The following is a 20,754-nucleotide window of genomic DNA, read 5'->3' as shown; positions in this document are numbered from 1 at the left end:
CCTGCGCGAGCCGGAGCTGCGGCCCTGGAGATCGCCCGGGCGATCAGGGAGGGTCTCGGCGCGCACCATCATGGGAAGGACTCACGGGCGCGGGCCTATGTGGGTCAGGCCAAGGTCACCGACGGATGGCGCGCAGCCAGAACCGTTTGCGGGTCAGCCGTACCGAGCCGCCGTCCGTCTCTCGGTGGATCGCCATGAGCCGGTCGGCGTAACGGTCGACCGTGAAGTCGTCAGGGGTCTCCCAGGGCACCAGCTGCAGGTACGCCACGAGGGCCGCGACGTCGCGGAACTCGTAGGCGCCCACGTGCTCGTCACCGTCCACGACACGGAACCCCGCGGCCTCGAGCTCACGCCGCATCGTCCCCAGGTTCACGTGAGGGAGCTCGTCGTGGCGCCCGAACCATGCCCCCAGCTCGTGGGCCTCGTCCCCACCCACCTGCTGGGTGACGAACTGCCCGCCTCCTGCCACGACCCGCGAGAGCTCGCGCGGGGAGAACGACTCGTGCCGATTGAGGACCAGGTCGAAACGGCCGTCCGAGAAGGGCATGACCGCCGCGTCCACGTCGTCGTCGGGCGCCGCGTACTCGACGACCCGGATGCCCAGCGGGGACAGCGTCCTCCGAGCCACCGGCAGGTTGGGAGCCCACCCCTCCGTGGCCGTGGTGTCGGGCGGGAGGGCGTCAGCGAAGGACGCGAGCAGCTCCCCCCCGCCGGTTCCCATGTCCAGCACCCGTGTGGCGCCGGCCAGCGCCGTCCGCCAGATCGCCCCCAGGTTCCACGGCACGCGCGACTCGGTCATCCGATCGGCGAGATCGGAGAAGTCCCACCCCTGCGGCTGAGGACGCTCCTCGGCACGCCACGTCTCGACAAGCCGCTCTTCCTCTTCGCGCATGAGCGCCATGCTACGCACCCGAAAGACAGACCACTTGCCGGAGTCACGCTGTCCTCGGCATGAGCGTGAAACCACGCCCGTGATCACGGCCGCTCGGTGAGGGCGGGGAGCCATAGAAGGATCGCCCGCAGCAGGACAGCGGCGCGGTAGGTCGAGGCGAGCTTGTCGTATCTGGTCGCCAGGCCGCGCCACTGCTTGAACCGCTCGAAGCTGTTCTCGATGACGTGCCGCTTGTGGCTTCGTTCGCTTGGTGGCGGGGTTTTTGCAGCGCTCCGTGGCGGTCTTGTTGCCGCGATCACGCAGGACTGGCTGCAGGTAGGTGTCGCGGTCTGAACCGAGAGGGGTGCGCCCGGTCGGGGCCGTTTGGATCGCAGCCGCTACGTCAGAGTCCGAAGGCTCCGCCGCTGACGAGGATCACGATGCCGAGGCCGATGAGAACGATGGGGAAGAGGATGTTCTCCCAGCGTTCGAGCACTTCAGCGATCGGGGGGCGGGTGGCGACGAACTTTGCCAGGGCCACCAGGACCGCGACGAGCGCGAGGAAGACGATGCAGTAGGCGACTACTGCGAGAGGTTCCACGCTGAGGAAGACCGGGGTGTAGACGCCGATGTTGTCGCCGCCGTTGGCAAAGGTGACGCCTGCGACTGTCCACACGCCGACCTTCTTGCCGGCAACCTTGGCCTCGTCGTCATCGTCGTCATCGTCTCCGCGCCAAGCCTGCCATCCGGCCCAGAGGCCGAGGCCCAGAGGGATGAGACCGAAGTACGGGATGGCTGCCGAGGGCAGGAATGCTCCGGCACCGATGGTCACCAGGACCGCGGCACCGAGGATGCCGGCGAATCCGAGGTACTGGCCGGCCAGAATGCGGGCGGTAGTGCCGCGCTGGCCTGCCCCTCGCGCGAAGAAGAGGGAGAGCACGATGATGTCGTCGATGTTGGTCGCTGCGAACAGGCCCATCGCCTGCAAGACCGAGGTGAGGATCATGCGCCCTCCCCAGCTGCGTCGCATCCGGGAAGCGAGCAGGCGGGATAGATGCACGGGGCGTCTTCGTCCACTGCCAGGGTGGCATCGACCAGTGCCGTCAGCGCCTGCGCCAGGTGTGAATCGGCGATCTCATATCGTGTCCGACGACCCTCGGGCTCGGAGACGACGATCCCGCAATCACGCAGGCATGCCAGGTGGTTGGACACGTTCGGGCGTGTCAGGTCCAGATCTCGGGCCAGTTCCGCCGGGTAAGCGGGATGGTCGAGCAGGGTCAAGATGATCCGGGATCGAGTGGGGTCGGCCAGTGCACGACCCAGGCGGTTCATCACGTCGAGACGCGAAGCAATAGTCAGCATGGACTGAACTATACAGCGCGCACTGAACACTCGGTCACAGGCGTCGGCCCAGATCGCATGCCCGTAAGGGGAGCCCTCACCGGACACCACCTCTACTTATCGAGAGGAACGACGGCACGCCTGGCGGGCTGTCCCGTAAGACCCGTCCGGTGAACTGTCCGGTGAAGGGAGGCTATATGACACACTGGGGAGCATGTCCCCCTTGAAGGTCGACTATGCCTGAGTCTCCACCGACGAGCAGGACCTGACCGCGCAGCGTGACGGACTCGCGGCGTTCGGCGTCGATCCCAAGCGCATCTACGTCGATCACGGGCTCACGGGCCGCAACGCCGACCGTGAGGGCCTGCGGCAGGCGCTGGCTGCCTGTCGGGACGGCGATACGTTCGTGGTCACCAAGCTCGATCGGCTGGCGCGTTCAGTCCGTGTTGCCCACCAGATCGCCGACGACCTCGCGGCGCGGGAAGTGAAGCTGAGCATCGCCGGATCGGTGTACGACCCGACCGACCCGATGGGGAAACTGTTGTTCAACGTGCTGGCGATGGTCGCCGAGTTCGAAGCCGACCTCATCCGTGCCCGCGCCCGCGAGGGGATGAAGGTCGCCAAGGCCAAGGGCCGGCTGCGCGGGAAGTCACCGAAACTCACCCCCCGGCAAGAAGCTCACCTCGTCCAGCTACATGCCGCGGACGAGCACACCGTGGGCGAGCTGGCCGAGCTGTTCAGCGGGGGCCACCGCCCTCCTGCGTACCGGCGTGCCGTTCGTGGCCACGAATGTGGACGCCACGTTCCCCACAGCGAGCGGCCCGTGGCCGGCCACCGGCGCGGTCGTCGCAGCGATCCAGACCGCCAGTGGGCGCCGACCGGTCGTGGTGGGCAAGCCGGGACCGGAGATGTTCCGCCTGGCCCAGCGCGGGCTCCCTGCTACGACGAGAGTGGTGGTCGTGGGGGACACCCCGGCTACGGACGTCGTCGGGGCGCACTGCGCGGGCCTGCCGGCGATCCTCGTCGCTCCCGCGACGCCGAGCAGCGGCCGTCGGCAGTGTGATCCCACCGTTGCGGAGGCCACGGTCACGGGCCTGGCCGGGCTGTTTGATCCGGCCCTTGGCATCGGCCCGATGCGCCCGTCGCCGTACCCGTGGCCGGACGAGGTGCGGGCGGGTGTGGCCGCGGTGGTCTTCGACGAGGCCGGGCGCGTGCTACTGGGGCGCAGGCTGGACAACGGGCTGTGGGGACTGCCTTCGGGACACGTCGAGGTGGGCGAGACTGCCGCCCAGGCGGCGGTGCGGGAGGTCGCCGAAGAGACCGGCTTGCAGGTGCAAGTGCAGCGGCTGGTGGGGGTGTACTCGGACCCCGCCTCGCAGGTTTTCGCCTATCCCGACGGGAGAGTGACCCAGTTCGTCACCACCACCTTCGCCTGCCTCCCGCGCGGCGGTCAGATGCACCCTGATGGTGTGGAGACCTCACCGGCGGGTTTCTTCTCCCCGGATGAGCTTCCGGCACCGTTGCTCCCCATGCACCCGCGGTGGCTCACCGACGCCCTCTCAGGCGACACAGGACTCATCGACTGATAGGACGCATCCCCTTCGGGGCGCATGGTGTCAAATGCGCTGGCGCTTCTCGTGCGGAGCACCGGCCTGAGCGCGCCGTTTACCTTGATCAACCCCGGGTCCGGTCTCCCACCGTCCGAGCAACACCACCGGACGGTAGGAGTCTCCAGGGCGGCGACCAGCTCTCGAAAGATCATGATGAGCGCGCGCCCAAGGGCGCACCGACCAATGACCTCAGATGGGCCAGGTCTCCTGCCGGTGGGCGGCGTCCCAGAACATCCACTCGTACTGGGTGGCGCGGTGGAACGCGGTGTGCATGCGCGCCAGTGTGCCGGGGCTGGCTTGATCGGCGAGGTGGTCCACGATGTCCCGGGCGGTGTCGGTGGCGGCGGTGAAGTCTGGATCGCCGTAGGTGGCGATCCAGTCCCCGTACGGGTGCGTGCTCAGGTCACCGACGGCGGCCTTCAAACGGGTGCCGACGTCGTCGTAGACCCAGAAGCACGGCAGGATGCCGGCCGCGAGGACCGGGTAGTTTCCCGCTGTCGCGAGGCTCAGCAGGTAGGAGGTGTAGGCAACCGTGGTCGGTGAGGGCTCGGCGGCGGTGAGGTCGGTGACGTGGGTGGCGTGCAGCTGCCGCTCGACCTCGACCACCTCCCGCGCGGCCTGCGCCCAGAATGCCATTTCCTCCGACGCCTGGGCCTGAGCGGCGGCCGCGGCCAGGACCCGGCCGTAGTCGGCCAGGTAGAGCGCGTCCTGGGCGAGGTAGTGCCGGAACGTCTCTTCCGCCAGGGTCGCGTCGCTCAGCTGGTGCAACAAGGGCAGCGCGTCGATCGCCTCGCGGACCCTGGCCGTGCGATGCCACGCCACGGTGCTGAACACGCCAGTGTCGTCGTGGTCGCGAATCGTCTCGGGCATGGAGGTGTGTGGGCTGGTCATCGGTCGCTGTCCTTCCAGTCGTTCTCGTCTTTCCAGATGTCGTGGCAGTGGTGCACGGGGCCGGGTCCGTGGCCGATGTGGAGCGCGTCGGCGGCCCGCAGGGTGCCGGTGAGCCAAGTCTTGGCCTGGCGGGTGGCCTCTAGCAGGGACCCGGTGCGCGGGGCGAGTGCGGCGATCGCGGAGGACAGGGCGCACCCGGTGCCGTGGGTGTTGACCGTGGCTACCCGCGGGCCGGTCAGCAGCTGCTCGCCCGCGTCGTCGAGCCACAGGTCGGTGGCGTGTGCGTCGCCGCCGAGGTGGCCCCCCTTGACCAGCACCCGCGCGGCGCCCAGCTCCCGGAGCGCGATGGCCTGGGCGCGCATGGTGTCGAGGTCTTCGGCGGGGTCGGCGTCGAGCAGCACGGCGGCCTCGGGGACGTTCGGCGTGATGAGGGAGACGTACGGCAGGAGTTGGCGCATCGGCTCGACGGCGTCCTCGGCCAGCAGCCGGGAACCGGCGGTGGACACCATGACGGGGTCGAGGACCACAACCGGCACCGCGTCGGAGCGCTTGTCGAGGAAGGCGAGGACGGTCTCGATGGTGGCCGCGGAGGCGAGCATCCCGATCTTGGCGGCGTCAACCGCCACGTCGTCTACGAGGGTGTCCAGCTGGGCGCGGACGAAGTCCGCGGGGACGACGTGGACACCGGTGACTCCCTGGGTGGACTGGGCGGTCAATGAGGTGAGCACCGCGGTGCCGTAGGCACCCAGTGCGGAGAAGGTCTTGAGGTCGCCTTGAATACCGGCCCCGCCGGAGGGATCGGAGCCGGCGATCGTCAGCGCGATCGGTGGGCGGGGGTTCACGGTTGCCCGTCCCACGCGGCCCGCAGGCTCGCGGCCGCCACGGCTGGTTCCTCCGCGGCGCACACCGTCGAGACGACCGCCACGCCGGCGGCGCCGCTGTGGCGCAGCATGCCGGTGCGTTTCGTGGTGATGCCGCCGATGGCGACGACCGGCCACGGGCTCGCGGCGGCCACCGCAGCCACCCCGCCCGGGCCGATCGGAGTGCCGTGGTCAGGCTTGGTCGCCGTCGGCCACACCGGTCCAACGCCGAGGTAGTCCAAGACGCCGTCACCGAGCCCGCGTGCTGTGCGAACCTGCTCGATCGTGCTGACCGACAGCCCGACTATGGCGTCCGGCCCGAGCAACTGCCGGGCCTGAGCAGGCGGCATGTCGCGCTGACCGACGTGGACGCCGTCGGCGCCGATGTCCTGAACGAGGTGGACCCGGTCATCGATAATCAGCGGCACCCCGGTCCCCGCCAGCACCTCGCGGACCGCCACGCCGAGGGCGACGAAGTGGGCGTCGGTGGCGCCCGGGTCACGCAACTGCACCACGGTGACTCCGCCCGCGACCGCAGCCTGCACGGTCGCGGGCACCCCCCGTGGGCCGCACAAACCGGTGTCGGTGACCAGGTAGAGGCTGAGGTTCACCGGTCGGCGGGTCACCGGAGCACCACCTTCTCGGTCAGCTCCTGCGGGTTGAGGGTGGCGAGAGAGTCCAGCAGCGCAACGGCGAAGCTCCCCGGCCCGGCGGCACGCTCGGCCGCGACCTCGGCGGCCACGGTGTACGTCGCGGTCGCGGCCGTGGCGGCCAGGAGCGGGTCGTCGGTGGTGGCGGCGAAGGCAGCCATGAGCGCGCCCAGCGCGCACCCACCGCCAGTGACCTGGGTCAACCATCGATGGCCGTTGGCCACCCGCACCAGCCGGGTGCCGTCGGTGAGGTGGTCGACCTCCCCGGAGACCGCGACGATGGTGCCGTGCTCCCGGGCCAGCGCCCGGCCGGCGTCGACGGCATCCTCGGCGGCGTCGACGCTCTCCGGACCCCGCCCACCGCTGCCCCCACCGGCGAAAGCGAGAATCTCTGAGGGGTTGCCACGGACGAGTGCCGGGGAGGCGTGGGCAAGCAGGTCGACGACAACCCGGCTGCGCCAGGCGAGCCCACCCACCCCGACCGGGTCGAGCACCCACGGGGTGCCGGCCGCCGCGGCGGCACTGACCGCGCCGTGCATCGCAGCCACCGTCGCCTCTTGGGGCGTGCCGAGGTTGACCAGGACCCCGTCGGCGACGGCGGCGAACGGCCCGGCTTCCTCCGGGTTGTCCACCATCGACGGAATGGCGCCGACCGCGAGCAGGACGTTCGCTGTCCACTGAGCGACGACGACGTTGGTCAGGCACTGCACCAGCGGGGCATGCCCGCGCATCGCCGCCAAGGCCTCGCCCACAGCGGCAGCATCGAGTGGGACAGTAGGGACGGAAGAAGGTGCCGACATCGGCGACGTTCCCTTCGCTAGTACGAACTAGATCAGGTTCAACGGGTGTGATCTCAGCCGTACCAGCACGGCACCCCGCGTCATTCACCAGCTTAACATCCGCACCGTTCCCAGCACCATGCCCTCGCTTCAGCGATCGCAAAAGGGTCGCGCCTCGGACCGTCCGGGCGTGCTGTCACCAGTGCCCGGCTGCGCTACGGCGTTCCTAGGCCGCCGCAGCCCTCACCATGACGCCTCACCAGACAACGGCTGCGCAACCTTAAAATGTGCAGTCGACTTCGGACACTCGTGCAGTGGACTTCGAAAACTGACACGTGGAGCTGATCATCGTCGACGAGGCCGAACGACTGCGTCCCGCCGCTCTGGAACTGCTGCGCGATTGCTACGACCGCGACGACATCGCCCTGATCCTGATCGGCATGCCCGGCCTGGAGAAGCAGTTCAGCCACTACCCCCAGTTCTACAGCCGAGTCGGCTTCGCCCACCAGTACCGGCCCCTGGACAAGACGAACTGCTGTTCGTCCTCGAGCGACACTGGCGATCCCTCGGCAAGACCCTCGACCCCGACGACTTCACCGACGCCCAAGCCATCGCAGCCATCGCACGGATCACCCGCGGCAACTTCCGGCTCCTCGAACGCCTCTTCCCCCAGATCCAGCGGGTCCTGAAGATCAACGAACTCGACACCATCACCAACGACGTCATCGAAGCCGCACAGAGCACCCTGGTCATCGGTGTCACCTGACCCCGCCACGAAGCGACCGAAGAACCCCGCCATTCAGCAGACGAAGTCACATGCCGCTTGACGTACCTGCCTGGATCGGTCAGCGGCGGACGTCCACCACGCGAACCACGGCGTTTCCGGTTCGACTGCTGGTCCCGAGGTTCAGCAATCACAGCCGTGATCCCTCGACTGCGCAGCAGGGTGCGGTGGCCCGCGAGGAGTACGCCTTGTCTGCCAACACCGCGTCAGGGGTGGTGCGAGGCCGCCCCACCCAGTCGCGCGGGACCCGAACCGCAGCGAGCAGGTGCGGGAACATCTTCGAGTCGCTGCCTTGCCCCGGCCCGACGGCGATGACCATGGGACGTCCCTTGCCGTCGCACAGCTGATGGACCTTCGTCGACAGACCGCCACGCGATCGCCCGATCTCATGATCGACCGGCTCGGGCATCTGCATCATGTAATTCGATGGAGCGCCCCGCGAGGCGCCTGGTGTTCGTCGCGTGCTGGTGGGCACACGCGATGGTCGAATCGACCGCAACATCCCAATCCATCACGCCCATGGTGTCTGCCCTGGTCATCAAGGCCGGCAGGACCTTGTCCCAGGTCCCGTCGCCTGCGAAGCGGCGGTGCCGCTTCCACACCGTCAGCCACGGACCGAACTCCGCAGGCAGGTCCCGCCACGCAACGCCGGTCCGGTAGCGGTAGACGATCCCCTCGACCACCAACCGGTGATCCGAGAACCGACGACCCCGCCGCCCGTCCGAAGACGGCATGAAGTCCTCGATCAAATCCCACTCGGCATCCGAGAGCGTCTGCAACCGCGACATGCGATCACCCTTGCCGGCGCAGACTGCGGATGTGGGAGACACGTCCTAGTCCTCCCGTCCGGGGCGCTCCGGCAGCGGAACGTCGGCGGGCCGGGGCGTCAGACCCTGGGCGCTGCCGCGCCGGGCGGCGAGCGCAAGCACCGCGGCGGCCAAGGTGCCGTTCGTCAGACGCCCCTCCAGCACCCCGGTGATGGCGTCCCTTAGCGGCACCCACCGGTGTTCGATCTCGGCCTCCTCGTCCTCGCGCTCCCCAGGGGCGACCTCGCGGATCCCGGTTGCGAGGTACACGCGGATCACCTCGTCGGAGCCTCCGGGGCTGGGACGCAGGTCGAGCAGGACCTCGAGGTGGTCTGCCTCATGGTCGGTCTCCTCCCGCAGCTCCCTCGCGGCGGCCAGGTGTGGTGCCTCACCGTCGATGTCGAGCAGCCCGGCGGGGATCTCCCACAGGGTGCCTCCGGCCGGGTGGCGGTACTGGCGGATCAGCAGCACCCGGTCCTGATCGTCGACGGCGAGCACGGCCACCGCCCCGGGGTGGCGCAGGTACTCCCGCTCGAACCGGACCCCCGGCGCGAAATCGACGGTGTCGGAGACGAGATCGAACACCGCCCCGTCGTGGAGCACCCGGTGGCGCGCCACCGGTCGCCGGGAGATCTCGTCACGCAGCTCGGTCATCATCACTCCCGGTCGTCGGGTGGACCTCCAGCAGGCGGGTGGCCTTCTGGGCGTCGAGGGCGGCGCCGATGAGACCGATGAACAGCGGGTGCGGCCGGGTCGGGCGGCTCTTCAGCTCGGGATGGGCCTGGGTGGCGATGTAGTACGGGTGGACCTGCGGATCCAGTTCGACGAACTCCACCAGGCTGCGGTCGGCGGAGACCCCGGAAATGCGCAGCCCGGCCTCCTCCAGGCGTTCCCGGTAGGCGTTGTTGACCTCGTACCGGTGGCGGTGGCGCTCGGAGACGCTGGTGGTGCCGTAGACGCGCGCGGCGAGGCTGCCTTCGGCGAGGTCGTGATCGTAGGCACCCAGGCGCATGGTGCCGCCGAGGTCGCCCTCGCCGGAGACGATGCTCTGCTGCTCGGCCATCGTGGCGATCACCGGGGCCGGGGTGGTCGGGTCGAATTCGGTGCTGTGGGCGCGGGGCTCCCCGAGCACGGTGCGGGCGTATTCGATGACCATGCACTGCATGCCCAGGCAGATGCCGAGGGTCGGCACCCCGTGTTCGCGGGCGTGGCGCAGCGCTCCGACTTTCCCGTCGACGCCGCGCACCCCGAACCCGCCGGGCACCAGCAGCGCGTCGACGCCCTTCAGAGCGGCGGCGGCTCCTCCCGGGGTCTCGCAGTCGTCGGAGGCGACCCAGCGGATGTCCACCCGGGTGCGGTGGTGGAATCCGCCGGCCCGCAGCGCCTCCGTCACGGAGAGGTAGGCGTCGGGCAGGTCGATGTACTTCCCCACCAGGGCGACGGTGACCTCGTACTCCGGGGCGTGCACCCGGTCGAGGAGGGCGTCCCAGCGGCTCCAGTCGACGTCGTGGCTGAGCAGGTCGAGGCGACGGATCGCGTACGCGTCGAGGCCCTCATCATGGAGGACATGCGGGATGTCGTAGATCGAGGGGGCATCGGCGCAGGTGACGACGGCGTCGAGGTCGACGTCGCACATCGAGGAGATCTTCTGCTTGATGGAGGCGGGCCGCTGCCGGTCGGCGCGCAGCACGATCGCGTCGGGCTGGATGCCGATGGAGCGCAGGGCCGCCACGGAGTGCTGCGTCGGCTTGGTCTTCAGCTCCTGGCTGGGTCCGATGAACGGGACCAGGGAGACATGCACGAAGAACACGTTGTCGCGGCCGACGTCCTGACGGACCTGCCGGGCGGCCTCGAGGAACGGCTGGGATTCGATGTCGCCGACCGTCCCCCCGATCTCGGTGATCACGACGTCGACGTCCTCGCCGGACTGCGCCCGCATCGACTCCTTGATGGCGTTGGTGATGTGCGGGATCACCTGCACGGTGTCCCCGAGGTACTCCCCGCGGCGTTCCTTCGCGATCACACCGGAGTAGATCTGACCGGTGGTGACGTTGGCGGCGCGGGTGAGGTTCTCATCGAGGAAACGCTCGTAGTGGCCGATGTCGAGGTCGGTCTCGGCACCATCCTCGGTGACGAACACCTCCCCGTGCTGGAACGGGTTCATGGTGCCGGGGTCGACGTTCAGGTACGGGTCGAGTTTCTGCATCGTGACCCGCAGCCCACGGTTGCGCAGCAGCATGCCGAGGGAGGAGGCGGTCAGGCCCTTACCGAGGCTGGAGACCACACCGCCGGTGACGAAGATGTGCTTGGTGACGCCGGGATTGCGGAAGGGCTTGGCACGGGCGGGCCCGCTACGGGGCCTCGCGGTTGTGCTGTCACCGGACGCCGAGCGCGGCCTCCGGGCGGACCTGGGGGGCGCCGCCGGAGCGGTCGCATCGGACGGGGCCGGGTTCGCGGTGCTGTCTGCCACGGACTGCCAGATTACCACCGGCGGGCGCGCGTCCCGTGGGTGTCCGCGGAGGCACGCCCGAGCACGTCCTGCAGCTGCGCGCGCAGCTGCGTCTCCCCGGGAAGCCGGGCGGCGCGGGCTCGGGACCGTTCCTCCGCGGCGGTACGGAGGTCCGGGGCGGTCATCTCCTCGATCGCGTCGGCGAGCGCTGCGGCATCCTCCACGGGCACCAGCGGCGCGGCGTCACCCGTGACCCAGCGGGTGCCGCCGGCGTCGGTCGCGACCACGGCCCGGCCCGCCCGGAGTGCCTGTTGCAGGGCGACGGGCTGGCCCTCCCAACGGGCGGAGGAGACGACCAGCTGAGCCTGCTGCAGCAGCTCGGGCACGTCAGCGCGATGCCCGAGCAGACGCAGTGGCAGGTCCTCGCGGTCCCGGCGCTGCTCCAGGTGGGCGCGCTCGGGTCCCTCTCCGGCGACGGCCACCTGCACGGCGACACCGCGGGCACGGAGGATCCCCAGGGCGTCGGCGAGGGTGTCGAAGTCCTTCTGGGGGGCGAGGCGGGCGATCACCAGCACCCGGAGGCCCGCGGCCTGATCCGGGGACCACGCGGGATCGGCGTGCGGGGCCCGGGGTGGGTCCGTCGCGGGGGGTGCAGGGGTGTGCGGCGGAGCGGGGATGACGGCATCGCGCACGTCGCGGGCCCCGGCGCGGCGGGCCGCCCGGGCGAGGTCCGGGGAGACCGCGAGGACGGTGTCGGCCCGTCGGCAGATCAGGCGCAGCAGCGCCGTGCCGATCAGTTGCGGAACGCTGCCGCCCTCGACCCGGTTGTGCAGGGTCACCACCAGGCGCGGGCTGCGACGGGCCAGGAGGGCGAGCGCGGCCAGGGCTCCGGCCCGCAACCCGTGAGCGTGGACCACAAGCGTGCCGGGTCGGCGGGACTCCCGGTGCAGGGTCCGCACAGCGGCGGTGTCGGCACGCGGCCGTGGCCTCTCCCCGATCTCGGCGTCGGAGTGGCGCACCGTGACGCCCTCGTCATGCAGCATCCGCGCCTCGTGGTCGACGTGCGCGGCGAGCCCCCCGGCGGCGCGTCCGCGCACCAGGAGCACCGTCGCAGGCTCCCCACCCCCGGGCGCCCGGATCCCGGGCCGCCGGGTCCCGGGCCGGCCCGCGGTCATGCCGCTGCTCCATCATTCGAGGCGGATGCCTGGCGGCCGCGGCGCACCCTGCGAAGCGACCGGACGCGGGCCCGGTGCAGGAGGACCCGCAGCAGGCGATGTTCGGGGATCGCGACGACGGCGAGCGCCAGCAGCGCGCCGATCATGCCGCAACCGAACCCCAGCAGGACCAGCGCCAGCGGGCCGGGCTGGCCGGCGGCGCCGAGCCGTCCGAGGATCAGACCGGGGATGCCGCCGATCAGCACGGCGAGCGCCGCGGTCGCGACGGTCAGGCCGAGACGTCGTCCCTGACCGCTGGGGCGTACCAGATCGGAGACCCGTCCGAGACCGAGCGCCGCGGAGACCACCTGCCCGAGGGCGATGCACAGGGCGAAGGCGGTCGCGGCCTCGGCGGCACGGCGCGTCGGCGAGGTGAGGGTCAGCGCGAGGATCAGTCCGGTGGCGGTGAGCCATCCCGCGGAGCCGACGAGGAGGGCGTCGCGGGCGCGCAGCGCCGCAGAGAGGATGCGGGTGCACTGGGTGGAGATGGCGTACGCCAGCAGCCCGAGCGCGAAGCCCCCGACGGCGGCACCGACACCCTGCACGGCCGCACGGTCCACGACCTGGAAGAACGCCTCCAGGGCGGGCCCGGCGGCGAGCAGACCGGCCCCTCCCGGCGCCGCGAGCGCCGCGACAGTGCGCAGACTGGAGGCGGCGGTGGCGGCGAACGCGAGGTCGTCACCCACCAGACGCTGCTCGGACAGCTGCGGGAACACGCTCGTGACCAGTGGCGCGACGAGTACCGCGAAGGGCAGCAGGTACACCGCCTGGGCGTACTGGAACACCGGCAGGGTGCCGGTGCCGCCGGCACGCATCGCGAGCGCGAGGATGGCGGCGAGGGCGAGCTGCTGGGCGCCGACCGCTCCGAATCCGGCACCGGCGAGGGCCAGGGCGCGGCGGGCGACGACGCGGCGCAGTCGCCAGGCCGGTCGCAGGCGCAGTCCCGCCCGGTATGCGGGGGCGATCAGCGGCAGCGCCATGGCGAGCACCCCGGCGGTGGTGCCCCAGGCGAGCACGGCCTCCGCAGCGCGATCGACGGTCGCGACGGTCGCGACCGTCGGTGCCAGCAGCGCATACACCCGATAGGAGACGATCACCACCAGGCTGGACAGCAGCGGCGCCAGGGCCGGCCACAGGAAGCGTCGGCGGGCCTGCAGGAACGCTCCCAGCACGATCGCCACGGCGTACAGGGGCAGCTGCAGGGCGAACACCCGCAGCAACCGGGCGGCGAGCTCGATCTCGCCGCGACCGCCACCGCGCAGAATCAGCTCGGCCAGGGGGTCGGCGGCCAGGACCAGCGCGACCGTGAGGGTTCCGGTGATGAGGAGCGACCAGCACAGGATCACGGAGACGAGGTGGGAGGCCTCCCGGGCGGCGCGGGCGGATGCGCCGTCACCGCCGGCGACATCCGGAGCCCCGTCGGCGTCGTCGATCGCGGCGACCCGCCGATCCGGGTTCTCGATCACCCCCGCGACCAGGGGCACCACCAGAGCCGCCAGGGCCCCGCCCGCGGCGACCTCGAACAGCACGTTCGGCACCAGGTTCGCGCTGGCGTAGGCGGTGCCCACATCGCCACCGCCGACGCTCGCTCCGAACACCAGATAACGCAGGAACCCGACGATCCGAGCCAGGACCGTGACCACGAGGATCAGCCCGGCGGCGCGCCGCACCTGCCGGCCCAGCGGTGCGGGCCGCGGGGGGTGGGGACGCGCCGAGGCGGGCCGCGCCGAGACCGGCCGGGCCGGTGTGGGGCGGTGGGGGCTGCTCATGCCGAGGCGCCCTCCGGATCCTGTGGAGCGGGCGGCAGGGGCCGACGACCCCCGGCATCGAGGCGGCGCAGCAGGGAGTTGCGGTCGATGACCGCGCTGAAGCTGACCTTCTCGCTCGCCAGCACCAGGGCGGCCACGACCGCCAGAGCGGTCACGCGTCCGAGCGGGCTGAGACGGCGGGCGGCGGCGGTGCCGGTGAGGAACCCGAGAGTGTTGGCACCCACGTCCCCGAGCATGCCCCGCTCCCGCAGATCCGTGGGAAGGGCGGCCGTGGCCAGGCAGAGCGTGAGCAGTGCCAGTCGTCGCCCGTCACGGGAGCGGGACCGAGGATAGGCCTCGACGCTGTCCTCGGCGTCGTGCCCCGGTGGGAACGGCGCGGCCAGGAGCACATCGGCCACCGCCACCGCCTTCAGAGCGCGTCCGGGACGCAGATCCAGGAGGTTCACCAGGTTGGCGGTGCCGGCGGCGAGGGCCCCGTCGAGCAGGACACCCGAGGCGGTGACGGCGAGCGCCCACGCGCCACCGGGCACACCGTGCCCGGCGGCGCTCCCCGACGGCGGGCGACACACGGCCAGGGGGTGACACCGGTCCGCGGCCGCCGCGGCGAGGGCGACCACGGGGATGCCGATGGCCTTCGCGCCGCCGGTCGTCAGGCGGCCGTGACGCAGCGCCCGCAGGTGCCCGCGGAGTCCTTTTGCCACCGGCACCCCAGCGACGCGCTGACGGTGTTCCACGAGATCATCGGCCAGTCCCAGCGCCGACACCGCGGCGGTGGCCGCCGCCCGCGGACCACCGCCGGTCACTCCGGCCACGGCCCCGGCGACGGCGGAGACGACGACGCCCTCGGCGAGGGTGACGGTGCGGCCGGCGTAGTTCCGGCGGCGCAGTTCCCCTCGGATCGCGTCCCACAGCAGTGCCCCGCGGGGGCTCCCCGGCGCGGTCATTCGCCACCCCCGTCGGACGGCGCGGGGGCACTGCCGGGCAGCATCGACTCCGCGGAGGCGCCGACGCCGAAGTCACCGGGGGTTCCGGTGTCGGCCTGGGCCAGTGCCAGCACCGCGATGACCGGGCCGTACCCCTCCTGCAGGGAGTCGGTGGTGGTCAGGCGGGAGAAGCGGGAGTCCTGTCGGACGGCGCGGATCATCCCGGTGGTGTCGGCACCGCCCGGGGTGGTCGCCGCGAGAACCGACGGCGTCGGCGACTCCACCAGGGCGAGTGCGAGGGCCGTCTGCGCGGACAGCACGCGGCGGGTGCGATCGGCGGCGGTCGCATCGTCGTCCGCGGCGATCTCGAAGGCCGAGGGGTCGGCCGCGGTCCACAGCACGGCCTGGGCGGGGTCGCCGGAGTCGCCGTCGACCCGGACTGCCCCACCCTCCTGCAGCAGCTGCCAGGCGCGCCGGCGTTCCTCGGTGTCGATCTGTTCGGTGTCGGCGGTCAGCAGGCGGCCGATGGTCGCGCTGAGCGCCTCCGCGTCGGTGGGGCCGTCGGCGACAGCACCGGGCGTCTCCTGCCGCAGTTGCGTCAGCAGCGAGGTCCGGGCATCCGCATCCTCGGGGGACCACAGCAGGGGTTGCAGGTCGACGCGGAGAGACACCTCGGCCCCGGCATCCTGCAGGAGCGTGCTGACGGACTCGACGCTGGCGCGGGTGGAGTCGTGATCGGTGACCACGGCGACACGACGCTCGGGGAGGGTTCCGGCGACCAGCCGTGGACCGGAGGCGGTGGCGTAGGCAGCGAGGTCCTCGGTGCGGGCGGTCAGGTCATCGTTCGCGGCGCGCATCTGGTCCCGCTCGGTGCGCAGCTGCTCGACCTGGCCGACGAGCTGGTCACCGAGGTTCTCGCGCAGCGGGCCGGCCCCCAGCACGATGCCGACGGCGAGCGCCAGGAACACCGAGATGAGGGAGACGAGGTGGTAGCGGAAATCGATCACGGGTGGCGTCCTAACCGGTGGGGCCCGGCCCGCTGGTGAACAGGGCCGTGAACCAGGAGAGCAGGTCGTCGAGGCGGGCACCGGCGATCTGCCCCATCGCCTGCCCGCCGGGGGTCGCCCAGAGGGCGGCGGTGAGCGCCAGCAGACCGGCGACGGCGAGGACGACGAGTTGGAGCGTGGAGATCCGCTGCCGGTACAGGCGGGAGACGCCCTTGGCGTCGACCAGTTTCGAGCCGACCCGCAGACGGGTGAGGAAGGTGGAGCTCATGCCGGCGCGGCCCTTGTCGAGGAACTCCTCGAGGGTGCCGTGGGTGCCGACGGCGACGATCACACTGGCGCCCTTCTCATCGGCCAGGAGCATCGCCACGTCCTCACTGGTGCCGGAGGCGGGGAACAGCACGGCATCGCCGTCGAGGCCGAGCTCCCGCAGCCGGTCCATGCCGGGGGCGCGGCCGTCGCGGTAGGCGTGGACCACCAGCTCCGCGCCGCTGGCGAGAGCGCGATCGGAGACGGAGTCCATGTCCCCGATGATGAGGTCGGGTCGCCATCCGGCGTCGAGCACCGCGTCGGCGCCGCCGTCGACCCCGATGACCACCGGCCGGTTCTCCCGCAGGAACGGCCGCAGGGTGGCGAGGTCCTCTTTGTAGTGGTAGCCGCGTACGACGATCAGGACGGGGCGGTCCCGCAGGACGGTGCGGATCTCGGGTGCGCCGACGCCGTCGAGCAGCAGGTCCTTCTCCCGCAGCATGTACTCCATCGTGTTCTGCGCGAACAGCTCCAGCTGCCGGGACAGGCCCGCGCGGGCCTCCGCCTCGGCCCGTTCCACGGCGGCGAGGGAGCGTCGGGAACCGTCCAGGCTCAGCGCGGCGCCGTCGACCCGGACGGTGCTGCCGGTGACGCTGATGCTGTCGCCATCGGTGAGGTGGTCGAACAGCCCTGGTCCCAGGTCGTCGACCAGGACGATCCCGGCCTCGACGAGGATCCGCGGCCCGGCGTTCGGGTAGCGCCCGGAGGTGGAGCGGGCGGCGTTCAGCACTGCGACGGGGCGTCTCTCCACCAGGGCTTCGGCGGCGACCCGGTCGATGTCCTCATGGTCGATGACGGCGATGTCCCCGGCGACGAGCCGCTTGGTGAGGTCCTTCGTGCGCTTCCCCAGTCGCGCGGTGCCGCTGACCGTGCTCACTCGTCGGCCCCGCGCTGCTGGGCGTCGGCCAGCAGCTCCTCGGCGTGGGCGAGGGCCCGTTCGGAGGAGGCGTCCCCGGCGAGCATCCGCGCCAGCTCCGGTACCCGCTGGTCCGCGTCGAGCGCGCGGACGGTGGACCGGGTGACGCCGTCCTCGGCGGTCTTCACGATCTGCAGGTGGGTGGTGGCGTGGGCCGCGACCTGCGGCAGGTGGGTGACGACGATGACCTGCGCATGCTGGGCGAGCCGCGCCAGGCGCTGCCCGACGGCGAGGGCGGCGCGACCGCCGATCCCGGCATCGATCTCGTCGAACACGAAGACGGGAGCCGCGGCGCCGTGGTCGGTGCGCCGCTCCCCCAGCGCCACCTCCAGGGCGAGCATGACGCGGGAGAGTTCACCGCCGGAGGCGGCGGTCGCGACCGGCAGATGGTCGGCCCCCGGGTGCGGCGCCAGCAGGATCCGCACCTCGTCGCGGCCATGTTCGCGGGCGGGGGCCTCCAGCACGTCGACCCGCACGGACGCGGCGGGCATCTCCAGGTGCGCGAGCTCGTCCTGCACAGCCCCGGCGAGGACCTCCGCAGCAGCGTGACGGGCGGCGGTGAGGTGCCCGGCGGCAACCTCGAGCTCCTCATCGATGCGGCGGATCTCCTGCTCGGCGTCGGCGAGCTCCGCCTCGGCGCCGGCGAAACGCTCCAGGTCGGCGGCGGCGGTGCGGGAGGCCTCGAGCAGGCCCTCCAGATCGTCGGCGCCCCCGAGGACCGGCCCGAGATCCCGCACCAGGGCCGTCAGCTCATGCAACCGTTCGTTGGCGGCGTCCAACCGTGCCGGGGACGCGTCGACGTCCTGCGCATACCGCGACAGGTCGGCGGCGAGATCGGAGACCTCCAGCCGCAGGGACTCGATCCGCTCCAGCGCCGGCGCGAGGGCGTCGTCGACCGCGGCGGGACCACGCAGTGACTCCTGGGCGATGTCCAGCAGCGATCCGACGGAGGGGGCGTCCTCCCCGATCAGGGCGAGACTCGCACGTTCGCTGCCGGCGCGCAGCTCCACCGCGTGGCCGAGGCGCTCCAGATCGGCACGGACCTGCTGCTCCTCCCCCGGCTGCGGGTCGATCTCCTCCAGGCGGGTGAGGGCGGCGGACAGTGCGGCCTCGGTGCGGTCACGCTCCTGGTGCAGGGCGAGGGCCCGACGACGGCGCTCCTCGAGGTCCCGGCGGCGTCGCCACAGCTCGGCGTGGGCCTCCCGCAGCGGCCGCACGGTCCCGGCGTCGAAGTCGTCCAGGGCCTCCCGCTGCGCGTCGGCGTCCCGCAGGCGCAGCTGATCGGCCTGCCCGTGGAGGGTGACAGCGGAGCCGACGAGTCGGGCGAGGGTGCCGATGGGGACGGGCACCCCGCCGATCTGGGCGCGGCTGCGGCCGTCCTTGGTGACCCGCCGGGAGATGATCACCTCCCCGTCGTCGGCCTCCGCACCGAGCTCATCGAGGGCGTCCTGCAGGGCGGTGTGGCCGGTCAGTTCGAGGGTGCCGTCGACGGCGCTGGCGGTGGTGGTGCGCCCACGGTCCAGACGCCCGCCGAGCAGCAATCCGAGACCGGTGACGATCATGGTCTTCCCGGCGCCGGTCTCCCCGGTGAGGGCGGTGAATCCGGGGCCGAACTCCAACAGGGCGTCGTCGATGACGCCGATGTGGCGGATCCGCAGGGAGGAGAGCATCAGGCGGCTCCCGGGCCGCGGCCGCGCCATCCCTCGACCGGCAGCTCGAACTTCTCCACCAGGCGGTCCGCGAAGGGGGTGCGGTGCAGGCGCACCAGGCGCACCGACTGCTCGGACAACGTCGCCTCCAACCGCATGCCGGGGCGGATCTCCTCGACCCGACGACCGTCGAGGGTCAGCACCCCCAGGTCGCGGTTCTCGGGGCTGATCTCCACCGCCGCCTGCGAGGACCGTCCCAGCACCAGCGGCCGCGCGAACAGGGCGTGGGCCGCGAGCGGCACCACCACCAGGGCGTCGACCTCGGGCCACACCACGGGGCCGCCGGCACTGAAGGCGTAGGCGGTCGACCCGGTCGAGGTGGACAGCAGCACCCCGTCGCAGCCGAAGGACGACACCGGGCGGCCGTCGATCTCGATCACCACCAGCAGCATCTTCTGCCGGTCGGCCTTCTCCAGCGACGCCTCGTTGAGCGCCCAGTGGGTCGCGAGGAGCCGGTCATCGGCGTCGAACACCCGCACGTCGAGGGCACTGCGCGGCTCGATCACGTACTCCCCTGCGAGCAGCCGCCGCACGGTGAAGGCGAGGTCGGCGACCTCGCTCTCGGCGAGGAACCCGACGTGACCGAGGTTCACCCCGTGCACGGGGACGTCGGCCTCCCGCACCACCTCGAGGGCCCGCAGGATGGTGCCGTCACCACCCAGCACGATCGCGAGCTCCACGGCGTCGGCGGCGGAGACGCTGTCCAGGACGTCGACGGCACCACCGGTCAGGAGGGAGCGCAGATCGGCGTCGGCGAGGTCGCCGGAGAGGATCTCGTCGACCTGCTCATCGATGAGGACACCGCGCACGTCATGGTGCCGCATCTCCGTGACGATCGCGGTGAGCGCCGTCAGTGCCGCCTCGCGCCCCGTATGCGCGTACAGCAGAAAGCGCCTCATGCCTCCAGAGCTCCTTGTCCTCCAGGTCGGTGCGCGGTCAGCAGGTCGTGCCGCGGCCGGGTCCGTGCGCGGCGGACCGTCCGGGCCGGTCCGCCTCCGACGCTCCGGTCGCGCGCTCGATCATGTCATAGACGGCCTGCGCGTCCGGGGAGGCGCTGTGGAGGCCGCGCAGGTGGATGAAGCACTCGACGTTGCCGTCCTGGCCGGGTAGGCGGGACCGCCCGGCACCCTCCAGCCCCAGGCCCAGGTCATGGGCCGTCTCGACCACCCCGAGCACGGCGTCGCGGCGGGCCCGCGGGTCGGTGACGACACCACCCTTGGGCAGGGCGCGGCGCCCCACTTCGAACTGCGGTTTGACCATGAGCAGCAGGGCTCCGTCGGGGCGGGTGACACCGTGCAGGGCCGGCAGGACGGTGCGGAGGGAGATGAAGGACAGGTCCGCCACGGTGAGGTCGACGGGCGGGTCGACGTCCCGGGGACACAGATCACGCAGGTTGACGCCGTCGCGGACCTCGACGCGGGGATCGGCGGCGAGGTGCGGCGCGAGCTGGTCGTGGCCGATGTCGACGGCGAGGACGCGGGAGGCTCCGCGTCTCAGCAGGACGTCGGTGAAGCCACCGGTGGAGGCGCCGGCGTCGAGGCAGCGCAGCCCCCGCGGGGACAGGTCGAGCTCCTCGAGGGCGCCGAGGAGTTTGTGGGCCGCGCGGGAGGCGTACTCGACGCCGTCAGGAACATCGACGACCTCGAGCCGGTCGGCCGGGCCGACAGGCGCGGAGGCCTTGGTGGCGGGACGACCGGCCAGACGCACGCGGCCCTCGGCGAGGATCCGCTGGGCGTGGGTGCGGGAGCGCGCGAGACCCCGGTCGACGAGGGCCAGGTCGAGGCGGCGCGACGGCGCGAAGTCTCCAGCGGGTGCGCCCGCTCTCGACGTGCCACCCGCGCGTGCGAACACGTCGTGAGGGTCCTGACG

19 protein-coding genes, 3 pseudogenes and 1 riboswitch are annotated in these 20,754 nt (G+C 71.7%); of the genes and pseudogenes, 3 read left to right on the top strand and 19 right to left on the bottom strand.

What is annotated here, in order from left to right; all coding sequences use genetic code 11:
- Window positions 1-115: 115 nt before the first annotated feature.
- The 4 genes from JSY14_RS12065 to cmtR all read right to left on the bottom strand — a co-directional run bounded on the left by JSY14_RS12065 (window position 116) and on the right by cmtR (window position 2,233).
- Entirely contained in the window at window positions 116-892 is a 777-nt protein-coding gene (locus JSY14_RS12065) for a class I SAM-dependent methyltransferase (RefSeq protein WP_259559400.1), read from the bottom strand.
- A gap of 83 nt (window positions 893-975) precedes the next feature.
- On the bottom strand, window positions 976-1,191 hold the full coding sequence (locus JSY14_RS12605; RefSeq protein WP_432803642.1) for a transposase: 216 nt from the start codon (window positions 1,189-1,191) through the stop codon (window positions 976-978).
- Between the two features lie 83 nt (window positions 1,192-1,274).
- Window positions 1,275-1,877 carry a cadmium resistance transporter gene (locus JSY14_RS12060; protein ID WP_259559399.1) on the bottom strand — a complete coding sequence of 201 codons (603 nt, stop codon included), beginning with the start codon at window positions 1,875-1,877 and terminating at the stop codon, window positions 1,275-1,277.
- Window positions 1,874-2,233, bottom strand: a complete 360-nt coding sequence (gene cmtR / locus JSY14_RS12055; RefSeq protein ID WP_259559398.1) for a Cd(II)/Pb(II)-sensing metalloregulatory transcriptional regulator CmtR — start codon at window positions 2,231-2,233, stop codon at window positions 1,874-1,876. The genes JSY14_RS12060 and cmtR overlap by 4 nt, the downstream gene beginning before the upstream one ends.
- Before the next feature lie 193 nt (window positions 2,234-2,426).
- On the opposite strand from cmtR, the pseudogene JSY14_RS12050 reads away from it, so the two are divergent.
- A pseudogene (locus JSY14_RS12050) lies at window positions 2,427-3,002 on the top strand (recombinase family protein); the annotation flags it as partial.
- Window positions 2,908-3,798, top strand: coding sequence for an NUDIX domain-containing protein (locus JSY14_RS12045; RefSeq protein WP_432803641.1), 891 nt, complete (start codon window positions 2,908-2,910; stop codon window positions 3,796-3,798). The pseudogene JSY14_RS12050 and the gene JSY14_RS12045, both read left to right, overlap by 95 nt.
- 213 nt (window positions 3,799-4,011) lie before the next feature.
- Here the strand turns inward: JSY14_RS12045 and JSY14_RS12040 are convergent, their stop codons facing one another.
- The 4 genes from JSY14_RS12040 to thiM all read right to left on the bottom strand — a co-directional run bounded on the left by JSY14_RS12040 (window position 4,012) and on the right by thiM (window position 7,023).
- On the bottom strand, window positions 4,012-4,713 hold the full coding sequence (locus tag JSY14_RS12040; protein WP_017824196.1) for a TenA family protein: 702 nt from the start codon (window positions 4,711-4,713) through the stop codon (window positions 4,012-4,014).
- Window positions 4,710-5,555: a bifunctional hydroxymethylpyrimidine kinase/phosphomethylpyrimidine kinase gene (gene thiD / locus JSY14_RS12035; protein WP_006590957.1), complete on the bottom strand. Its 846-nt coding sequence runs from the start codon at window positions 5,553-5,555 to the stop codon at window positions 4,710-4,712. Before thiD ends, JSY14_RS12040 begins: the two co-directional genes overlap by 4 nt.
- Window positions 5,552-6,199, bottom strand: a complete 648-nt coding sequence (gene thiE / locus JSY14_RS12030) for a thiamine phosphate synthase (RefSeq protein WP_259559396.1) — start codon at window positions 6,197-6,199, stop codon at window positions 5,552-5,554. Before thiE ends, thiD begins: the two co-directional genes overlap by 4 nt.
- Window positions 6,196-7,023 carry a hydroxyethylthiazole kinase gene (gene thiM / locus JSY14_RS12025; protein WP_432803640.1) on the bottom strand — a complete coding sequence of 276 codons (828 nt, stop codon included), beginning with the start codon at window positions 7,021-7,023 and terminating at the stop codon, window positions 6,196-6,198. The genes thiE and thiM overlap by 4 nt, the downstream gene beginning before the upstream one ends.
- Window positions 7,015-7,111: riboswitch (TPP riboswitch) on the bottom strand. It overlaps the preceding gene by 9 nt.
- Before the next feature lie 223 nt (window positions 7,112-7,334).
- Here thiM and JSY14_RS12020 point away from each other — a divergent pair.
- Window positions 7,335-7,768 (top strand): annotated as a pseudogene (locus JSY14_RS12020) (AAA family ATPase); the annotation flags it as partial.
- Here the strand turns inward: JSY14_RS12020 and JSY14_RS12015 are convergent.
- From JSY14_RS12015 to JSY14_RS11965, 11 genes and pseudogenes are all read right to left on the bottom strand, one after another.
- Window positions 7,684-8,574, bottom strand: a pseudogene (locus tag JSY14_RS12015) (IS5 family transposase); the annotation flags it as partial. The pseudogenes JSY14_RS12020 and JSY14_RS12015 sit on opposite strands and share 85 nt — an antisense overlap.
- Before the next feature lie 45 nt (window positions 8,575-8,619).
- Window positions 8,620-9,246 (bottom strand): NUDIX domain-containing protein, encoded by a 627-nt coding sequence (locus JSY14_RS12010; protein ID WP_259559394.1) that lies wholly within the window; start codon window positions 9,244-9,246, stop codon window positions 8,620-8,622.
- Window positions 9,230-10,894: a CTP synthase gene (pyrG, locus tag JSY14_RS12005; protein WP_259559695.1), complete on the bottom strand. Its 1,665-nt coding sequence runs from the start codon at window positions 10,892-10,894 to the stop codon at window positions 9,230-9,232. Before pyrG ends, JSY14_RS12010 begins: the two co-directional genes overlap by 17 nt.
- A 179-nt stretch (window positions 10,895-11,073) precedes the next feature.
- Entirely contained in the window at window positions 11,074-12,216 is a 1,143-nt protein-coding gene (locus JSY14_RS12000; RefSeq protein ID WP_259559393.1) for a glycosyltransferase, read from the bottom strand.
- Complete coding sequence (locus JSY14_RS11995) at window positions 12,213-14,024, bottom strand: lipid II flippase MurJ (RefSeq protein ID WP_259559392.1); 1,812 nt, start codon at window positions 14,022-14,024, stop codon at window positions 12,213-12,215. The genes JSY14_RS12000 and JSY14_RS11995 overlap by 4 nt, the downstream gene beginning before the upstream one ends.
- Window positions 14,021-14,968, bottom strand: coding sequence for a hypothetical protein (locus JSY14_RS11990; RefSeq protein ID WP_259559391.1), 948 nt, complete (start codon window positions 14,966-14,968; stop codon window positions 14,021-14,023). The genes JSY14_RS11995 and JSY14_RS11990 overlap by 4 nt, the downstream gene beginning before the upstream one ends.
- Window positions 14,965-15,954 carry a copper transporter gene (locus JSY14_RS11985; protein WP_259559390.1) on the bottom strand — a complete coding sequence of 330 codons (990 nt, stop codon included), beginning with the start codon at window positions 15,952-15,954 and terminating at the stop codon, window positions 14,965-14,967. The genes JSY14_RS11990 and JSY14_RS11985 overlap by 4 nt, the downstream gene beginning before the upstream one ends.
- A gap of 10 nt (window positions 15,955-15,964) precedes the next feature.
- Window positions 15,965-17,137, bottom strand: coding sequence for a putative cytokinetic ring protein SteA (gene steA, locus JSY14_RS11980; protein ID WP_259559389.1), 1,173 nt, complete (start codon window positions 17,135-17,137; stop codon window positions 15,965-15,967).
- Window positions 17,134-18,846 (bottom strand): DNA repair protein RecN, encoded by a 1,713-nt coding sequence (gene recN, locus JSY14_RS11975; protein ID WP_259559388.1) that lies wholly within the window; start codon window positions 18,844-18,846, stop codon window positions 17,134-17,136. Before recN ends, steA begins: the two co-directional genes overlap by 4 nt.
- Window positions 18,846-19,784, bottom strand: a complete 939-nt coding sequence (locus JSY14_RS11970) for an NAD kinase (RefSeq protein WP_259559386.1) — start codon at window positions 19,782-19,784, stop codon at window positions 18,846-18,848. Before JSY14_RS11970 ends, recN begins: the two co-directional genes overlap by 1 nt.
- A 37-nt stretch (window positions 19,785-19,821) precedes the next feature.
- Window positions 19,822-20,736 (bottom strand): TlyA family RNA methyltransferase, encoded by a 915-nt coding sequence (locus JSY14_RS11965; RefSeq protein ID WP_259559385.1) that lies wholly within the window; start codon window positions 20,734-20,736, stop codon window positions 19,822-19,824.
- Between the last annotated feature and the right edge of the window lie 18 nt (window positions 20,737-20,754).

Origin of the sequence: Brachybacterium sillae, assembly GCF_025028335.1 — a bacterium.
Taxonomy (GTDB): domain Bacteria; phylum Actinomycetota; class Actinomycetes; order Actinomycetales; family Dermabacteraceae; genus Brachybacterium; species Brachybacterium sillae.
The sequence above is the reverse complement of the archived record's forward strand: the minus strand, read 5'-3'. Positions and strand labels throughout refer to the sequence as shown.